The organism is Rhodospirillum sp. A1_3_36, assembly GCF_047263945.1.
Taxonomy (GTDB): Bacteria; Pseudomonadota; Alphaproteobacteria; order Rhodospirillales; family Rhodospirillaceae; genus Rhodospirillum.
In genome coordinates, this window is sequence record NZ_JBLAVB010000010.1 from 74,603 (window position 1) to 93,634 (window position 19,032).

The 19,032-nt window shown below is 62.8% G+C and carries 13 protein-coding genes; 5 read left to right on the forward strand and 8 right to left on the reverse strand.

Translation table 11 applies throughout. The features are described 5' to 3' along the window. Nucleotides 1-182: 182 nt before the first annotated feature. From cysG to nirB, 4 genes are read right to left on the reverse strand one after another with little or no spacing between them, the layout of a single operon-like run. The gene (gene cysG / locus ACLIRY_RS18725; RefSeq protein ID WP_413206946.1) at nucleotides 183-1,682 is read right to left on the reverse strand and encodes a siroheme synthase CysG; all 1,500 of its coding nucleotides are present in this window, start codon (nucleotides 1,680-1,682) and stop codon (nucleotides 183-185) included. Further along, on the reverse strand, nucleotides 1,651-4,293 hold the full coding sequence (locus ACLIRY_RS18730) for a molybdopterin-dependent oxidoreductase (protein ID WP_413206947.1): 2,643 nt from the start codon (nucleotides 4,291-4,293) through the stop codon (nucleotides 1,651-1,653). Before ACLIRY_RS18730 ends, cysG begins: the two co-directional genes overlap by 32 nt. A 4-nt stretch (nucleotides 4,294-4,297) precedes the next feature. Further along, the gene (gene nirD / locus ACLIRY_RS18735; protein ID WP_413207025.1) at nucleotides 4,298-4,621 is read right to left on the reverse strand and encodes a nitrite reductase small subunit NirD; all 324 of its coding nucleotides are present in this window, start codon (nucleotides 4,619-4,621) and stop codon (nucleotides 4,298-4,300) included. Between the two features lie 16 nt (nucleotides 4,622-4,637). Next, nucleotides 4,638-7,109 (reverse strand): nitrite reductase large subunit NirB, encoded by a 2,472-nt coding sequence (gene nirB, locus ACLIRY_RS18740; protein WP_413206948.1) that lies wholly within the window; start codon nucleotides 7,107-7,109, stop codon nucleotides 4,638-4,640. Nucleotides 7,110-7,943: 834 nt separating this feature from the next. On the opposite strand from nirB, the gene ACLIRY_RS18745 reads away from it, so the two are divergent. The 5 genes from ACLIRY_RS18745 to ACLIRY_RS18765 all read left to right on the forward strand — a co-directional run bounded on the left by ACLIRY_RS18745 (nucleotide 7,944) and on the right by ACLIRY_RS18765 (nucleotide 14,119). Beyond that, on the forward strand, nucleotides 7,944-9,371 hold the full coding sequence (locus tag ACLIRY_RS18745) for a CmpA/NrtA family ABC transporter substrate-binding protein (RefSeq protein ID WP_413206949.1): 1,428 nt from the start codon (nucleotides 7,944-7,946) through the stop codon (nucleotides 9,369-9,371). 76 nt (nucleotides 9,372-9,447) lie between these two features. Beyond that, a complete protein-coding gene (locus ACLIRY_RS18750; protein WP_413206950.1) occupies nucleotides 9,448-10,464 on the forward strand; it encodes an ABC transporter permease in 1,017 nt (338 codons plus the stop codon). A gap of 52 nt (nucleotides 10,465-10,516) precedes the next feature. Further along, nucleotides 10,517-12,238, forward strand: a complete 1,722-nt coding sequence (locus tag ACLIRY_RS18755; protein WP_413206951.1) for an ABC transporter ATP-binding protein — start codon at nucleotides 10,517-10,519, stop codon at nucleotides 12,236-12,238. Between the two features lie 50 nt (nucleotides 12,239-12,288). Next, nucleotides 12,289-12,876: an ANTAR domain-containing response regulator gene (locus ACLIRY_RS18760; RefSeq protein ID WP_413206952.1), complete on the forward strand. Its 588-nt coding sequence runs from the start codon at nucleotides 12,289-12,291 to the stop codon at nucleotides 12,874-12,876. A 7-nt stretch (nucleotides 12,877-12,883) separates the two neighbouring features. Continuing rightward, nucleotides 12,884-14,119, forward strand: coding sequence for a CmpA/NrtA family ABC transporter substrate-binding protein (locus ACLIRY_RS18765; RefSeq protein WP_413206953.1), 1,236 nt, complete (start codon nucleotides 12,884-12,886; stop codon nucleotides 14,117-14,119). A 193-nt stretch (nucleotides 14,120-14,312) separates the two neighbouring features. On the opposite strand, the gene ACLIRY_RS18770 is transcribed toward ACLIRY_RS18765, so the two are convergent. From ACLIRY_RS18770 to ACLIRY_RS18785, 4 genes are all read right to left on the reverse strand, one after another. Next, nucleotides 14,313-15,740: an aldehyde dehydrogenase family protein gene (locus ACLIRY_RS18770; protein WP_413206954.1), complete on the reverse strand. Its 1,428-nt coding sequence runs from the start codon at nucleotides 15,738-15,740 to the stop codon at nucleotides 14,313-14,315. A gap of 157 nt (nucleotides 15,741-15,897) precedes the next feature. Next, a complete protein-coding gene (locus ACLIRY_RS18775) occupies nucleotides 15,898-16,980 on the reverse strand; it encodes an ABC transporter ATP-binding protein (RefSeq protein ID WP_413206955.1) in 1,083 nt (360 codons plus the stop codon). Further along, nucleotides 16,970-17,599: a helix-turn-helix domain-containing protein gene (locus ACLIRY_RS18780; RefSeq protein ID WP_413206956.1), complete on the reverse strand. Its 630-nt coding sequence runs from the start codon at nucleotides 17,597-17,599 to the stop codon at nucleotides 16,970-16,972. Before ACLIRY_RS18780 ends, ACLIRY_RS18775 begins: the two co-directional genes overlap by 11 nt. Nucleotides 17,600-17,941: 342 nt before the next feature. Continuing rightward, nucleotides 17,942-19,003: an ABC transporter substrate-binding protein gene (locus ACLIRY_RS18785; RefSeq protein WP_413206957.1), complete on the reverse strand. Its 1,062-nt coding sequence runs from the start codon at nucleotides 19,001-19,003 to the stop codon at nucleotides 17,942-17,944. Between the last annotated feature and the right edge of the window lie 29 nt (nucleotides 19,004-19,032).

The window sequence follows — 19,032 nt, forward strand, 5'->3', positions numbered from 1 at the left end:
ACGACAGTCAGTTCTTTTCAGTTACGGGGCTTTGCCCCGTCCCCCACTGGGGCCGAAAGGCCCCAGACCCCGGGCATTTATTCTCAAAAGAAAAATGGGGATTTGGGGGCATCTGCCCCCAAATGGGCTTGGGCAATCGCCCAAAAGATACCAAACACTGTCGTGTACCGCGCGATCACGCTTTATCCGGTTTGAAAACGACTCTGGTCACTCGACGCTGTCCAGGCGGGAGCAAAGGCCACAACCGCACCGACAATAAACAGGACCGGATGCCCATTCCGAGGATCACCCGTCCAATGGGCAAGCTCTCCCACGGTACAAAACCTGCACTCTTGGTCCGGTGTACAGCCGCTCCAGACGACTGCCACGGGGGTAGTTGGGCCCAAGCCACCGGCCATCAACCCCCGGGCAGCCTCGGCCACCTTTCGGCCCGCCATGTAGAGGCAAAGGGTGGTTTCCGGATCGGCCAAACCAGCCCAATCCCGGGCATCGTCTCCCTCCATCCCCTCGCCCAGGGCACCGGTCACCAGCCGCAGGGACCGGGCCACGCCCCGGTGGGTGAGTGGAATCCCCAGGGTCGCCGCCACGCCCAGCGCCGCAGTCGTGCCACCGACCACCCGGGGATGGATGCCATGGGCAATCAGGTGCTCCTGCTCCTCCCCACCCCGCCCGAAAATGAAGGGATCGCCTCCCTTCAGGCGCACCACCCGGACACCCCGGCGGGCATGGGTGACCATCAGGCGATTGATCATGTCCTGGGGCATGGCCGCCCCTCCGGCCCTCTTGCCCACGGAAATCAACCGGGCGTCCTTGCGGACCATGTCCAGGACCTCGCGAGACACCAGCGCATCGTGTAGCACCACATCGGCGGTGCGCAGGGCCTGGGCCGCTGCAAGGGACAACAGCCCCGGATCCCCCGGACCGGCGCCGACCAACGCAACGTCGCCCGCCGGATCGGTGTCGGCGGTCCCGGCAAGGGCGGTCTCCACCTCCTCCGCCACCTGCGCCCCCATCTGCTCCTCCGTGCACCGCGCCAAGCGGTCCAAGCGGGCATCGGTCAGAAAGGAGTCCCAAAACCGCAGACGCGCCCGGCCCGTCGACAGGACCCGTTTCACCCCCTCCCGGCAAGCGGATAGGGCGCGGGCAAGGCGGCCCAACCCTGCGGGCAAGACGGACTCCACCCGCTGACGGACCAACTTTGCCAACGCCGGAGAGGCGCCGCCCGTGGAGATGGCCACCACCACCGGCGACCGGTCGATGATCGCGGGAACGATGAAATCACAGGCCGCCGGTCTGTCGATGGTGTTGACCAGCAGCCCCAAATCCGACGCCCGCGCCCCCAGAAACATGGAAGCCTCGGCATCGGCCCCATCATCAAAGGCGAGGCGACAGCCCCTCAGGCCGTCCAAAGTGGGACTGTCTCCCGCAAGAGCCACCTGCCCCGTCCTCACCAAGTCTCCCATCTCGGGTCCCAGTGTCCGGGCGAAGAGGCGCACCCGGGCACCGGCCCGACACAGAAGGCGGGCCTTGGCTGCAGCTCCGTCGGAGCCGCCCAGGATCACCACATCCTGGTGCGTGACGGACAGAAAGAGGGGCAGGTACTCCAGGCGGGCTTCCTGGTCCTGGGCTTTCCCGCCCTGGATGCTTAGGTCATTCCGCCGCATGGTCGATGAGCTGCGCATTGTTCAGGATCTCCCCGATCTCGGCGCGGCAACTGCCGCAACCGGTGCCCGCCTGGGTCCGCGTGGCAATGGTGTCGACGGTGGCCGCGCCCTGGGCAATGGCCGCCTGAATGGTTTTTTCTCCGACCTGCATGCAGGAACAGAGGATCCGCCCCCGATCCACGACCGGTCCCGCCGGGCGTCCGGCGAGCAGGGCCGCCCTGTCGCCGCCCTCCAAAACCCGGTCCAGCCGGTCGGCGACCCAAGCCCGGTTCACGCCCTGGACAATCGGACCAAGGTAAAGAACCGCCTCCAACCGCCCCTCCTCCAGCCAAACAGCCGAGAGGGTATTGCGGCGGATGTCCTCGAACCGAAGATCGGGTGCCCCTTGGGGCGTTCCCTGGGGCATCCCGGCATCCGGTCCCTGGGCCAGAGTCACTAGGTCCCCCCGCTCCAGGGTCATGCGCGTCCAATGGACCGCGTCGCCTGGACGGATACGGGTCCGGGTGAACAGCAATCCCTCGCGCGCCGCTCCCAGGGGCGCCACGGCCACGGGGGAGAACTTGCTTTCCGGCTGCCCTGAGAACGGATCGGTGGTCCCGGCCATCAGACCGCAGACCACCCCGGCAGAGGAAAACGCATCTGTCCAGTGGATGGGGAGGAAGACCTGTCCCCGGCCCTGCCCCTCGGTCACACGCACCCGCGCCGTCATCCGGCCCAGATCGTTGGAAACAACCGCCAACTCCCCCTCCCCCAGCCCATGGGCCAAAGCGTCCTCCGGATGGATATCGAGCGTCGGCTCGGACCGATGGGCCGCAAGGCGGGCCGACAGACCCGTGCGGGTCATGGTATGCCATTGGTCCCGATAGCGCCCCGTGTTGAGCACCAGGGGGAAGCGGTCGCAGGGCTTGCTTTTGGGCGCAATCCAGCGCACCGGATGCAAGCGGGCGCGGCGATCCTGGGTGGGGAAGCCCCCTTCGGCGAACAGGCGCGCCGTCCCCTCAGGCGTAGCGCCTGTGATCGGCCATTGGACCGGCTCCAGGGCCTCATAGGCCGCCCGCGACAGGGAAGAGAGCCCCCCCAGATTGAACAGCCTGGCCCCCTCGTTCTCGAAAGCCGACAGGGCAGCATGCTCGGCAAAGATCTCCGCCGGATGGGCATAGTCGAAGGCCGCCCCATATCCCAAGGCGCGGGCCACGTCCCGGAGGGCGACCCAGTCGGCGCGGGCCTCCCCCGGTGCCGGAAGAAATCCCCGTTGGCGGGAGATCCGGCGTTCGGAATTGGTCACCGTCCCGTCCTTTTCCCCCCAGGCTGCGGCGGGCAGGAGGATATGGGCATGGCGCGCCGTATCCGTATCGGCCACCACATCGGAAACAATCACCGTCGGACAGAAAGCCAAGGCCTCGCGTACCAGGGCGCTGTCGGGCAAACTCACCGCCGGATTGGTGGCCATGACCCACAGGGCCTTGATTCGGCCCGCCTTGACCGCATGGAACAAGTCGACAGCCTTCAGGCCATGACCCGCCCTCAGGGTGGGCGCGTCCCAGAAGCGGCGGAGGCGGTCGTGGTCCGCAGGATCATCCGGATTGAAGTGGGCGGCCAGTTGGTTGGCCAACCCGCCAACCTCCCGCCCGCCCATGGCGTTGGGTTGCCCGGTGACGGAGAATGGCCCCATCCCCGGACGCCCAATCCGCCCCGTGGCAAGGTGCACATTCAGGATGGCCGTAACCTTGTCGCTGCCCGATGCCGATTGGTTCACCCCTTGGGAAAAGACGGTGACCACCTTTTCCGTTGCCGTGAACAAAGCCAGAAAGCGGTCCAGGTCGGAGAGGGAGAGGCCATGGGCCTCAGCGGCCTGGGGAGCGTCGTCCCGGGCCGCCGCAAGAGCCTCGTCCAGGCCCCCGGCATGGGCGTCAATCCACTCCAGGTCCAGGGCGTCCCCATCTGCCAAATGGAGCAAAAGGGTATTGAACAGGGCCACATCGCCACCGGGGCGAATGGCCAAGTGCAAATCGGCTCCCTCGCAGGTGTCCGTGCGCCGGGGATCGATGACCACCAGCTTGGCCCCCCGTCGCGCCGCCGCCTCCACCCGGCGATGGAGAATGGGGTGGCACCAGGCGAGGTTGGACCCCACCAGGACGATCAGTTCGGCTTCGTCCAAATCTTCGTAGGAGCCCGGAACCACATCCTCGCCAAAGGCCCGCCGGTGCCCGACCACGGTCGAGGCCATGCACAGGCGGGAGTTGGTGTCCACATGGGGGGTTCCAAGAAAGCCCTTGGCCAGCTTGTTGATCACATAATAGTCCTCGGTCAGCAACTGACCGGACAGATAGAAGGCCACGGATTCAGGCCCATGGGCCGCGATGGTCGCCCGCAGGCGGTCTGCGGTGGCGGTGATAGCCGTCTCCCAATCCGCCTCCCGACCATCGACCAGGGGCATGGTCAGACGCGGCCCGGGATCGAGCATATCGGCCAGCATGGCGCCCTTGGAACAGAGCTTTCCGAAGTTGGCCGGATGGTCCTTGTCCCCCTCGATGGTCCACCCCTTCGGCCCGGGCCGGGCGATCACGCCGCAGCCCACACCGCAATAGGGACAGGTGGTCTTTACAGCACCTTCCGCCGCGCTCCCCATTGGCCTATCCCCCAAAGCTTTGGGGCAGGCAGACCAGGACCCGGCCCCGGTCCACCCGTGCGGGAACATGGCCGGAACAGCCCTCATCGGGGCCGGTGGCCTCGGCGGTCGCCAAATCAATGACCCAGTTGTGCAAGGGACAGGTGACGGACGCCCCATGGACGATCCCCTGGGACAAGGGGCCGCCCTTGTGGGGACAGCGGTCAATCAGGGCGAAAATCTGGTCGTCATGGGTGCGGAAGACAGCCACGGGATCGGTGCCCCCCGTTATCACCCGGGATCCTTGCCGGGGGATGTCCTCCACGGCGGCCACGTCGGTCCATCTCAGGAATTGGTCCATGGTTTCAGCCTTCCACGCGAGCGAGCGGGGTAAATTCATGGGAGTCCTTGCCGCCCGAGGCCCGCTCGGCCCATGGGTCGGTCTGGAAATGCTCCTGGCTGGCCAGGAAGCGGGCGTTGAGGGCGGCCCGCCCCTCGACGTCGTCAACCACCCGCTCCTTGACGAAGTCGAGGCCGACCCGCTCGATCCAGGGCGCGGTGCGCTCCAGATAGTGGGCCTGCTCCCGGTAGAGCTGGATGAAGGCGCCGCAGTATTCCTTGACCTCCGCATCGGTGGTCACTTTGCACAGCAGGTCCGTGGCGCGCACCTTGATGCCGCCATTACCACCCACATGCAGTTCCCAACCGCTGTCCACGGCGACCACGCCAAAATCCTTGATGGTCGCTTCCGCACAATTCCGCGGACAGCCTGACACGGCCATCTTGAACTTGTGGGGCATCCAGGAGCCCCAGGTCATGCGCTCCAGGTCCACGCCCATGCCGGTGCTGTCCTGGGTCCCGAAGCGGCACCAGGTGGAGCCGACACAGGTCTTCACCGTCCTCAGGGATTTCCCGTAGGCATGGCCGGAGACCATGCCCGCCGCATTCAGATCCGCCCAAACCGCCGGAAGGTCTTCCTTCCTCACACCAAACAGGTCGAGGCGCTGACCGCCGGTGACTTTCACCTCGGGGATGTTGAATTTCTCCACCACATCGGCGATGGCGCGCAATTCCTTGGCGCTGGTCTGACCGCCCCACATGCGGGGTACCACCGAGTAGGTTCCGTCCTTCTGGATATTGGCGTGCACCCGTTCGTTGATGAAGCGGGAGGCGGCATGGTCCTCGTACTCCCCGGGCCAGGCACAAAGCAGGTAGTAGTTCAGGGCCGGGCGGCATTTCGCGCAGCCATCGGGGGTCGTCCACTCCAGGGCCTGCATGACGGCGGGGATGGATTTCAAGCCCTGGGAGAGGATCATCCGCCGGACCGTGTCGTGGTCCTGATGGGTACAGCCACAAACGGGCTTTGGTCCGCTGTTGGCTTGGTACTCCTCTCCCAAGGCGAGGGCCAGGACCTGTTCCACCAACCCCGAGCAGGAGCCGCAGGAACCGGAAGCCTTGGTATGGGCCTTGACCTCCTCCAGGGTGGACAGGCCCTTCTCCGCGATGGCCGCCAGGATGGTGCCCTTGCTCACGCCGTTGCAGCCACAGATCTCCGCATCATCGGAGAGGGCGGCAACGGCGCCCTTAGGGTTTGCGCCGGATCCTCCCGCAAAGGCCTGCCCGAAGGCCAAGCTGTCGCGGATCGCCGAAACATCCTCGTTCCCCCGCATCAACTGGACATACCAGGATCCGTCCTGGGTATCGCCGTAGAGCACCGCACCAACCACCTTGTCCTCGCGGACCACAATCCGCTTGTAGGTGCCCCGGCCCGCATCCCGTAGGACGATGTCCTCGCATCCATCGCCCCCCTGAAACGCCCCGGCGGAGAACAGGTCGATGCCCGACACTTTCAACTTGGTCGAGGTCGCGCCGGGCCGGAAACCGTCGTGGGCTTCGCCCGCCAGACTGGCGCCGACAGCCTTGGCCATCTCCCAGATGGGAGCCACCAGACCGTGACAAACGCCCCGGTGCTCGACACATTCCCCGAGCGCCAGGATCTCCGGATCGCTGGTGGTCATCATGTCGTCCACCAGGATGCCCCGGTTGACCTCCAACCCGCAGGTCTGGGCGAGGCGGGCATTGGGTCGAATGCCCACGGCCATCACCACCAAATCGGCGGGGAGGGCGGTTCCATCCTTCAGATGGACCATGCCCACCCGGTCCGTTCCGGTGATGGAAGCCGTATCGGCGCCCGTGATGACCGTCATGCCCCGGCGCTCCAGTTCCTCCCGTAGCAGGTGCCCGGCGGAGGAGTCGAGTTGGCGTTCCATCAGATGGTCCATCAAATGAAGAACGGTGACGGACATGCCCCGAGCAAGCAAACCATTGGCCGCCTCAAGGCCGAGCAGGCCGCCCCCGATGACCACCGCGTGGCCGCCCCCTTCTGCGGCCTTGAGCATCACCTCCACATCGTCCACGTCCCGAAAGGTGACGACACCGGGCAGATCATGGCCGGGCACAGGGATGACGATGGGGTTGGAGCCCGTGGCCAGCAGGAGCCGGTCATAGGGCCGCTCGACCCCGCCCGCCGAGCGAACCACCCGGGCCTCTCGATCGATGGAGAAGACCGGATCGCCGCCAATCAGTTCGATTCCATGAGCCTCGTACCAGTCATGATCATTCAGCACGATCTCCTCGAAGGCCTTCTCCCCAGCCAGCAGGGGTGAGAGCATGATGCGGTTATAGTTCACCCGGGGTTCGGCCCCAAAAATGGTGATGGCATAGGCGTCAGGGGCGCGGGCCAACAGGTCCTCGACAGCGCGCAGGGCGGCCATGCCGTTGCCAACGACAACGAGGCGCTTGCGCTCTGGGGGACGGGCCTTGGAATGGTGGGTCATGTCGTTCCCTCTTCATCTGGCGGGACAGGCTGTGCCGGTCCGGTCGACAAAACGAAAAGGGCGCCCGCGACCCTCCCGGTTCCTTACCGAGAGAGTCACGGACGCCCTTATCCGATAAACGACCCGCCATTGGGCCGTCAAAGCACTGGGTGGGAGCAGCCTTGCCCCATGGTCTCACTCATAGCAAAGGCCATGCCAAGGCAAAACCAAAGGACCAGTTTCATGGAAAGGCCTCGGAAAGTGGCCGTTTCTCATGAGGGAGAGTCAGGCGGGCCACCCAGGACACAACGGGAAAATAGCCCATTTACTAATCAATATTAATCTTTTGATTAAAAATTATACAAATAGATTTATCTCTTATAAACAGCCACTTAACTTCTCTTCGCAACACGCTCCATCCTGCAAAGAGGAGCTATACCTTTGTCATAAATAGCTTTTTCTCGGAGCGTATAGATTATGCACTGCAACAGCAGAGCCGAACCATACCCACCCCCTCCTCCAGCCATTCGGCACTTTAGTCTCTCTTTTGAAAAGGCCGAGAAACCGGCCATTTCCCATCGATACCCATACTTTGGACCAGCATTTTGGCACTAAGGACCTGACTTGGCACGGGTCCTGCAGGACCCTTTCTCGAATAATCGAGCCTCCCACCAAAGGCGGTGGGGCCTCCCCTATAGCGGTCCAAGGATGGACCGACCGGTAATGCCGCCGTGTTTTCACCCCCCTGTCCCTCGTGCGCCAAGCGCCGGGACAGGGGGGGAAGGAAACGCGGCGGCTTTTTTTATGGATCCCTGCCGGCCTGTCCGGCGCCCCACTATCGAGGGAGAGTTCTGGATGACCACCCAATCCCCGACCAAGTCCCGGCCCTTCGCCATTCCCCGGCGTGCCGCCCTTGGCCTGATGGCCGCCGCTGCGGGCGGACTATTCCTCGCCTCTGCCAGCGCCACCGCTGCCCGGGCAGACATGCTCGACGTGGAAAAACCCGAGCTGAAGTTCGGCTTCATCAAATTGACCGACATGGCCCCCCTCGCCATCGCTTACGAGAAGGGCTACTTCCTTGAAGAAGGCCTGTTCGTCACCCTCGAGCCCCAGGCCAATTGGAAGGTGCTCCTGGACCGGGTCATCTCCGGCGAACTGGACGGCGCCCATATGCTCGCCGGTCAGCCGCTGGGGGCAACCATCGGGTTCGGCACCCAGGCCCATGTGATCACCCCCTTCTCCATGGACCTGAACGGCAACGGCATCACCGTTTCGAACGCCGTTTGGGAGGAGATGAAGCCCTATCTGGACATGGGCGCGGACGGGAAGCCGGTCCACCCGATCAAGGCCGACGCCTTAAAACCAGTGGTGGAGAAATACAAGGCGGAGGGCAAGCCCTTCAACATGGGCATGGTCTTCCCGGTCTCCACCCATAACTATGAATTACGCTATTGGCTCGCGGCGGGTGGCATTCACCCGGGGTACTATTCGGACACGGATATTTCCGGCCAGATCAAGGCCGACGCCCTCCTCTCCGTCACGCCTCCGCCCCAGATGCCCGCCACGCTTGAGGCCGGCACCATTTACGGCTACTGCGTGGGCGAGCCCTGGAACCAGCAGGCCGTCTTCAAGGGCATCGGCGTTCCGGTGATCACCGATTACGAAATCTGGAAGAACAATCCGGAAAAGGTCTTCGGCATCACCGCAGAATTCGCCGAAAAATACCCGAACACCACGCTGGCGGTGACCAAGGCCCTGATCCGCGCGGCCATGTGGCTGGACGAAAACAACAACGCCAACCGCGCGGAGGCCGTCGAGATCCTCTCACGCCCCGAATACGTGGGCGCCGACGCCGAGGTGATCGCCAACTCCATGACCGGAACCTTTGAATACGAGAAGGGCGACAAGCGCCCGGTTCCCGACTTCAACGTCTTCTTCCGCTACTACGCCACCTATCCCTACTACTCAGACGCCGTCTGGTACCTCTCGCAGATGCGCCGTTGGGGGCAGATTGGCGACTACAAGGCGGACTCCTGGTACGACGAGACCGCCAAGAAGGTCTATCGCCCGGACATCTACCTCAAGGCGGCCCGCATGTTGGTCGAAGAGGGCAAGGCCAAGGAGGCCGACTTCCCTTGGGATACCGACGGCTACCGTGCCCCCCAGGCGGAATTCATCGATGGCGTGGTCTTCGATGGCCACAAACCCAACGACTATCTGACCAAGTTCCAGATCGGCCTGAAGGACCACCAGAAGGTGGTGGGCGCCGACATCACCGAGTGATGGGGCTGGACGGGGAAGGATCGTCCCATTCCCGTCCACCGCCACGTTTCCGACACGAAGGGAAGGACAGCACTCCATGACCGCCGCCACCGCCACCAAAACCCTGGGATTGATCGGCCTGGGATGGCTGACGCCCCTGTTCAAGCTCGCCACTGGGGACGACCCCAAGGGCAATCTGCGCGATTTCGCCCGCCAACTTGGCGTGCCCCTGCTCGCCATCCTGGTCTTCCTGGCCCTTTGGGCGGGTCTCGCCCCGCGCATCCAGACCAGCCTGGGCGAGATCCCCGGCCCGGTCCAGGTGGCCGAGCAGTTCGCCAACCTGCACGCCGACCACATGCGCACGCTCGAAAAGAAAGCGCAGTTCCTGGCCATGCAGGAGAAAATCAACGCCAAAAAACTGGCCAAGGACCCCACCGCCGAGGTCACCATCCGCCCCTATACCGGCGCGCCGACCTATTACGAGCAGATCCTGACAAGCCTCAAGACCGTCTTCATGGGCTTTCTCTTGGGCTCCATCATCGCCGTTCCCTTGGGCGTGGTTTGCGGCATGTCCAAGACCATGAATGCCGCCTTCAACCCGCTGATCCAGATCTTCAAGCCCGTCTCGCCGCTCGCCTGGCTGCCGCTGGTGACCATGATGGTTTCGGCGCTGTACGTCTCCGACGACCCCATGTTCGACAAGTCCTTCCTGACCTCGGCCATCACCGTCACGCTCTGCTCCCTCTGGCCAACCCTGATCAATACGGCCGTCGGCGTGGCCTCCATCGACAAGGATCTGGTCAATGTGGGCAAGGTCCTGCGCCTGTCCCCCTGGACCAAGGTCACCAAGCTGATCCTGCCGTCCGCCCTGCCCTATATCTTCACCGGTTTGCGGCTGTCCTTGGGCGTGGGCTGGATGGTGCTGATTGCTGCGGAAATGCTCGCCCAGAACCCGGGCCTGGGCAAGTTCGTCTGGGACGAGTTCCAGAACGGTTCCTCCCAATCCCTGGCCAAGATCATGGTCGCAGTATTCACCATCGGGATCATCGGCTTCCTTCTGGACCGCGTGATGATGGCCCTGCAAACCGTCGTGTCCCACGGCGATGTCCGCTGACCCTTCCGGTTGCCCCCCGGTTCATGTGAGCCAGAACAAGGAGACCCCCAGGATGCCGATTCTAGACCTTCAAGGCATATCCAAGTCCCATGGCGAGGGTCCCCAAAGGACCCAGGTTCTGAAGGACATCACCCTGTCCATCAAGGAAGGGGAATTCGTCGCCATCGTCGGGTTCTCCGGCACGGGCAAAACGACCCTGATGAATTTGATCGCCGGGCTGACAGAAGCCGACAGCGGATCCATCACCCTGCGGGGCAAGCCCATCACCGGCCCGGGTCCCGATCGCGGCCTGGTCTTCCAAAGCTACAGCCTGTTGCCCTGGCTGACCGTGCGGGGCAATGTGGCCCTGGCCGTTGACAGCGTCTACGCGGGCAAGTCCAAGGCCGAGCGGGCCGCGCTGGTGGACCACTACGTGGGGATGGTGGGCCTGTCCCATGCCCTGGACCGCCGCCCCTCGGAACTCTCCGGCGGTATGCGTCAACGGGTCGCCGTGGCCCGCACCCTGGCCATGGATCCGGAAATCCTGTTGCTTGACGAACCCCTGTCGGCCCTTGATGCCTTGACCCGGGCCAAGCTCCAGGACGAGATCGAAAGCATCTGGGAGAAGGACCGCAAGACCGTCATCCTGATCACCAACGATGTGGATGAAGCGATCCTGCTAGCCGATCGCATCATCCCCCTGAAACCGGGCATCCCTGGCGATACCCCAGGCGCGACCCTGGGGCCCGCGTTTCCGGTGACCCTGCCCCGCCCCCGGGACAGAACCGCAGTGAACTCCAATCCGGCCTTCAAGGCCCTGCGGGCCGAAGTCACCAATTACCTGATGGGCGTCTCCGGCGCCACCCCCCCGGGGACGGACAGCGTGACCGCCCTTCCCCTACTCAATCCCCGCCTGCCGGGTTCCCCGGGCCGCAGACCCCCCAAAGCCTGGTTGGAAGCCGCGTCCCAGGGCACGGAAAGCCAGCGCTATGTGGAATTCTCGCAAGTCCGAAAAACCTATCCCACGGCTAAGGGCCCCCTCTGCGTCGTCGACGGCTTCGACCTGAAACTGCGCAAGGGCGAGTTCATCTCCCTGATCGGCCATTCGGGCTGCGGCAAGTCCACCGTGCTCTCCATGGCTGCGGGGCTGACCGAGATTTCCGGCGGCGGCATCATCCTGGACGGTCGGGAAGTGGACTCCGCCGGGCCGGATCGGGCGGTGGTTTTCCAGGCCCCCAGCCTGTTCCCCTGGCTGTCGGCCAAGGACAACGTCCTGCTCGGCGTCGACCGGGTCTTCCCCCATGCCGCCAAAAGCGAGCGCAAGGACGTGGTGGAATACTACCTGGACCGGGTTGGCCTGGGAGACTCCATGGACCGCAAGGCCGCCGACCTGTCCAACGGCATGCGCCAACGGGTCGGCATCGCCCGGGCCTTCGCGCTTTCACCCAAGCTGCTGCTGCTCGACGAACCCTTCGGCATGCTCGACAGCCTGACCCGTTGGGACCTCCAGGATGTGTTGATGGAGGTCTGGCAACGCACCCAGGTGACCGCCATCTGTGTCACCCACGACGTGGACGAGGCCATCCTGCTGGGCGATCGGGTGGTGATGATGACCAACGGCCCCAATGCGCGGATCGGCAATATCATGGAGGTCGACCTGCCCCGCCCCCGCACCCGTCGCGCGCTCTTGGAGCATCCCCGCACCTATGAATACCGCGCAGAACTGCTAAGCTTCCTGGAGGAATACGAACACGGAGCCAAGGGCAAGCCCGACAAGAAAGCAAAAGCCGCCTGACGGGTCTCGTCCCCATCCAGCTCCCCCTCCCTTCCCCGAAAAGGATTCCGATGACCGGCGAGGACCTGTCCATACTCGTGATCGACATCCATCCCAGCCGCGCGGCGGTCGTGGAAGCGGGACTCGCCGCAGCGGGACACAGTCGGGTGGTGACCTTGAACGCCACCACCAACCTGGCGGCCCGGATCGAGGCCCTCGCCCCGGATGTCATCGTCATCGATCTGGAAAACCCCGATAGGGACACTTTGGAGCAGATGTTCCAAGTGACCCGGGCGGTTCAACGGCCCATCGCCATGTTCGTCGACCACTCCGACACCGACAGCATCCGCGCCGCGATGGAAGCCGGAGTCAGTGCCTATGTGGTCGACGGTTTGCGCAAGGAGCGTGTCCAGGCGGTCCTGGAAACCGCTGTCAGCCGCTTCCGGACCTTCGACCGGCTGCGCAAGGAACGGGACGAGGCGGTGACGGCCCTGGCCGACCGCAAGGTCATCGACCGGGCCAAGGGCATTCTGATGAAAAGCAAGGGCTGGGCCGAGGACGAGGCCTACACGGCCCTGCGCAAGAACGCCATGAAGCACAACAGGAAGCTCGTCGACGTCGCCCAAAGCGTCATCACGGCCTTCGAGATGGACCTGTGAGGACGCCATGACTCCCCCTCCCGACGTGATCCGCCTTGGCTTCATCCCGCTGATTGACTGCGCGGCCCTGGCCGTCGCCCGGGAAATGGACTTCGCCGCCCGGGAGGGGCTGGAGATCGACACCCGCAAGGAGGGATCCTGGGCCGCCATCCGCGACAAAGTGGCCTTTGGCCTCTACGACGGCGCCCATATGCTGGCCGGGATCCCCTTGGCCTGCCGCCTGGGGTTGGGCGGTGTGCCGGGCGACATCATCTCCCCCATGGCGCTGGGGTTCGGGGGCAATGCCGTCACCGTTTCCAACGCCCTGCACGACGCCCTGCTCGCCGTTGACCCCGGCGCCACACCCAACGGAGCGCCCGACCCGAGCCGCATCGCCCGGGCGCTGGCCCGGGTCATCGCCTCTCGGAAGGCCGCAGGACAGCCCCCCCTGTCCTTTGCCACCGTTTTCCCCTTTTCCAGTCACAACTATGATCTGCGCTACTGGTTGGCGACGGAGGGCATTGATCCCGACCGGGACCTGAACATGGGCATCATCGCCCCGCCCCGCATGGCCGAAAGCCTCCGCTCCGGCTGGATCGATGGCTACTGCGTAGGGGAACCCTGGAACCTGCGGGCGGAAGCCGAAGGCGTCGGCCATATCCTTCTGACCAAACGAGACATCTGGCCCTGCGGCCCGGAAAAGGTCCTGGGTCTGAACGAAGCCTGGGCCAAAACCCATGGGGAGGTCGTGACACGCTTGGTCTCGGCCCTGGTCCAGGCGGCCCGCTGGGCGGACCAGCCGGAAAACCGCGACGACCTGTCGAAAATCCTCTCCCACCCCGACTATATCAACCAAGACGCGGCGCTCATCCGCCGAGCCCTGGATCTGGGACGCCACAGGTTTTTCGAAACCGGCGCCACCTACCCCTGGCGCGCCCATGGGGCTTGGCTGCTCTCCCAGATGGCTCGCTGGGGCCAGATCACGGCACCAGCGGACCTAAAGGCGATCGCCGAGGCGGTCTATCGTCCCGATATCTACCGGGCGGCCCTGGAAAACCAGATAAACCTCCCCGGCACGGAGCCTCGGTTGCTGGGCGGTAACGCCACGGCCTTCACGATTCCCGGCGCCGACGGAACCCCCTTTGCCATGGCTCCAGACCGCTTCCTCGATGGAAGACCCTTCGATCAGGAGGATCCCGTCGGCTACGCCTTCGCCTTCCCCATCGGCCATCCGGCGCTTACGCCTGCAGACCTCCGTCCCTGAGAACCCAAACCAAAATTCATGGTCTCGTCTTTTTTGGGCGATAGCCCAAGCCCATTTGGGGGCAAATGCCCCCAAACCCCCATTTTTCTTTTATACATAAGAACCCGGGGCAGAGGCCTTTCGGCCAGCAACTGCCCCGTGACGGGATTGACGACGAAGCGAGAGCGGCACCCTTGGGGACCGCCTGCGCAGATCAATCTCCGTAGCCGACGATACCCTTGATCTCGAGGAAATCGTGGATGCCCCAATCGGCATATTCACGGCCATTGCCCGACTGCTTGTAGCCGCCAAAGGGAGCATAGGTGTCCCAGTCCGGGTAGTTCAGATAGACCGATCCCGCCCGCATTTGCGCCGCAACCTTGCGCGCATGCTGAATATCGGCCGATTGGATATAGGCCGCCAGTCCATAGACCGTATCGTTGGCGATCTCGATCGCCTCTTCCTCGGTCTTGTAGGGCATGATGGACAGGACCGGCCCGAAGATTTCTTCGCGCGCGATGGTCATGTCTCTGGTGACATTCCCGAAAACGGTCGGACGGACATAGTATCCCCGATCAAGGGTTTCCGGACGCCCCAGCCCCCCGGTCACCAACAGTGCCCCCTCCGTGATGCCAGCCTCGATCAACCGCTGAATTTTGTCGAACTGGAGTTGCGAAACGACGGGTCCCAAAACAGTCCCTTCCGAACGCGGATCCCCAACAACGAAGGTCGCCGCTTCAGACTTGGCGTATTTCAGCGCCTCATCCTGTCGCTCCAAGGGCACCAACATGCGGGTCGGCGCATCGCAGGACTGGCCGGTATTGCCGAAACAGCCCTGCACACCCTTGCGCACGGCCTGCTCAAAATCGGCATCCGGCAGCAGGATATTGGCCGATTTACCGCCCAGCTCCTGAGCCACCCTTTTAACGGTCTCTGCCGCTGTCTTGGCAACGATCACGCCAGCGCGCGTCGATCCGGTAAACGAGACCATATCCACATCCGGATGACCGGCCATCACCTGGCCCACATCCGGACCCGTGCCGTTGATCATATTATAGACGCCCTTCGGCATCCCGGCAGCGTCCATGACTTCCGAGAAGATGATCCCGGAAATCGGCGCAATCTCGGACGGCTTCAGCACAACCGTGCAGCCCGCGGCAATCGCCGGCGCGACTTTGCAGACGATCTGGTTGAGCGGCCAGTTCCACGGGGTGATCAACGCACAGACCCCAATCGGCTCCTTAACGACGGTGGTCGAGCCGCGTTTTTCCGAAAACTCGTACCTCTCGAAGGCCTCAATTGTCGCTTCCAGATGGCCTCGGCCCGCCCAGGCCTGGCTGTCGCGGGCGAAGGCGATGGGCGCGCCCATTTCCTGGCAGACCGCTTGGGCGATATCCTCGAACCGGTCGAGATAAGCCGCATGGATGCGCTTCAACAGGGCAAGGCGCTCGTCCTTGGGCCATGTCGAGAAGTCTGCAAAAGCGGTCTTGGCCGCCGCAACCGCCTTATCCACATCCGCCGCCGATCCAAGCGAGATCTGCGTATAGGCCTCTTCCGTCGATGGATCGATCACGTCAAGAACGGCGGGAACAACCGGATCAACCCAGGCGCCGTCGATGTAGAATTTCTTGTGATTGGACATACCAATATCTCCTGACTTTGATCTGCTAGATCAAACCGCCTTAAATCGGAATCGATTTAAGGCGGTTAATTTGATCTAGATTCAACAAGTTGAGCATCGAGTGGACCGGAAAACCGGATCCACTTTTCCGCTCGATGCTCTAAAACGCCTGGGGAAATCAAGCTGACAAAATGCTGCAGACCGCGCCGGGGCGCAGCCGCACATGGGCAAACTCACCGGCAGCAAGGCTCATTCGCTCGCTTTGACGCGGCACATCGAGAACGATCTCCTGTCCGCTGGACAACGCGCCGTGCACCCGAAGGCTTCGCCCGTGGAAGACGATGCTGGTGATCTTGAGCGGCCGTGACTCTGTCACACTCTCACTCTCCAACTGGAAATCTTCCGGTCGGATTCCAATCGTCACCGCCGCCTGCTCGGGTACTGCCGCAGTAGCCTCAAGAGCCAGAGAAACCGGTACCCCAGCGTCGAACATCACGCGGTCCCCGGCCCGGCCCAGTACGGTGGCCGGCAGCAAGTTCATCGTGCCGATGAAACTCGCAACAAACTTGGTCGCCGGGCAGTCGTACAGCTCGGCCGGGCTTGCCACCTGCTCAATCCGCGCCTTGTTCATGACGACGATGCGGTCGGAGATCGAGAGAGCCTCCGTCTGGTCATGGGTAACCAGGACAAATGTCGTCCCAAGCCGCGCTTGCAGGCTTTTCAACTCGACCTGCATTTGTTCGCGCAAATAGGCGTCCAGAGCGGACAACGGTTCATCCAGCAGCAGCACCTTTGGTTCGCAGACAATGGCGCGCGCCAGGGCCACGCGCTGTCTTTGGCCACCAGACAGCGCCTGCACCCGTGACTGTGCCTTGTCGGCAAGACCGACCAGCTCCAGTGCGTTCAGGATCCGTTTGCGTTGCTCAGCGACCGGAATCTTGCGGAGAGACAGACCGAATCCGACATTCTCGGACACGTTCATATGCGGAAAAATCGCATAATCCTGAAAGACGGTATTTACGGGCCGGTCATAGGGCCGGAGGTGACCGATATCCCGTCCGCCCAATAGCACCGAGCCGCTGGTCGGCGCTTCGAAGCCCGCAATGACGCGCAGGGTCGTTGTCTTGCCGCAGCCCGAAGGGCCGAGCAGACTCAGGAACTCCCCTTGGGCAATGTCCAGATTGATGTCAACGAGACCCAAGCCGCCATTGCCGAAAGTCTTGGTGACAGCCTTCAATTCGAGCAAAGGATCATAGGCCATCCCGTACCTCCGATGGTTTGCTGGTGTTGACCCAGAGAATGACGCACTTCTCCGTGCTGGAATTGCGAAACGAATGCAGAAGGGTGCTCTTGAAGGCGAAGCTGTCGCCGGGACGTAGGAGATATTTGCTGGAATCGACGACCAATTCGACGACGCCGCTCAGGACAAATCCAAATTCATGGCCGCTATGGGCATAGGCTTCCGACGTACCGCCATTCGGCTCAACTTCGACAGTCATGCCCGTCAATGTGGCCCCAGGTGGCGAAAGCAGTTGCTTGCGAATTCCCTCGGAATGGACGGGCAAGTCACGGCGGTTGGCGACCCGGACGCAATAGATATCGCTGGAGGCATCGTTCCCCTCCGATATGAGGATCGAAGGTTCGACGTTGAGAGCGGCGGCCAAAGGCCAGATCACTTTGACCCTGAGCGAGCTCATGCCACGCTCTATCTGGCTGAGAGCCCCAATGGAGATACCGGCTTGCGCCGCCAAATCGGCCAGCGACAGACCTCTTTCAAGACGCAAAGCCCGAATCCGCCTTCCGACCATGACGTCGGCTTCGCCCCCATCCGCCGCCTCTTTCACCGCTTCTTCGCCCATTTCGCTGGTTATGCCTCGCATCGGTTGTCCTGTTATCCTGCATGGGCGGTCCAGCCGCCTGATGCGCTATACACGACAGTTTTTTTGGGCGATTGCCCAAACCCATTTGGGGGCAAATGCCCCCAAACCCCCTTTTTTCTTTTATACTCTGTCTCCTTGAAAAACCGAAAAACCCGGGGCAGAGCCCAGAAACTGCGCAGCACATTTTCCGGATTTTCGAGGAAACGGTGTGTACAAATAAGAGCCCAGGGTCTGGGGCCTTTCGGCCCCAGTCTCGCCAAAGAGGGGGGGGACGGGGCCGAAAGGCCCCGTGACGGGAAAGCCCCCCTGTCGTGCACCCTGCGCCTGCTGTTCCTTTGCGGCTCAGCCGCCCGCTTTGACTTTCTCAAACATTTTCGACAGGGCGTCATTCTGCTTCATGGGTCCAGTAAAGACCGTCTCTTTGAGCATGACATTGGGATCGGACGGCAATTGCAGCTCCTCCAATGTTTCCTTTGGCACCGCGTCGAAGGCCGATTTTGTCGAACTGCCATAACCGTAGGCTTCGATCAGATACTTGCCCGACTCAACCTCCAGACGACTGTTGATAAAGTCATAGGCGAGATCCACGTTCTCGGCATCCTTCAGCAGAACGTAACCGCAGGCCCAGGTGAGCATCCCCTCCTTCGGCTTCATGAACTCAACCGGCACACCCTGCTTTTTCAAGGCGACCGCCGAAGCATTCCACGTCATCGCAGCCACCAGCTCGCCACTAGAGAGTGACTGTTCCACCGAGGTCATATCCGTTGTGTAGCTGGACAGCAACGGACGCTGTTCGCGCAACTTTTCGGCAACCTTATCCATTTCGGCATCCGTCATATCGAACGGATTGACGCCAGCCAGAAGGGCCGCGACGACCGGCGTATCATGCACCGCGTCAATGGTCGCGAGACGGCCCGCATACCGCTTGTCCCAAAGCAAGGACCAGCTTTTCTCCGGGTTTTCGACCATATCGGTCCGGTAGAGCACCGACGTATTGCCCCAATCCCAGGGGACCATCCAGACCTTGCCATCGCCAGCCTGCAAATCAGGAAGGTTCCGGAAGACCGGGAAAATGCTGTCCCAATTCTTGATCTTGGCCGTATCAATCGGCTGCAAAAGCCCTTCCTTGTTCCAGCGCGCGATCTTGTCGTAGCAGGGATGCGCGATGTCCGGTCGGAAGCCCGCTTTGACCTTGGTGAAGGCGTCGTCATCATCGCCGAACACGGTCACATCGACGCCATCCGGATGGGCTGCGAGGAAACTCTGGTGAAACTCCGGCAATTCGTACCCAGACCACGTGAAGTACTGGAGCTTATCCGCCGCCAAAGCTGGCCCTGCCATCACGCCAACTGCGAAGGCCAAGGCAGCAACACCACTCGACCGCTGTACAGTATCCAATTTCATGCTCGTTCTCCTCTTTCGTTTTTTCGTAG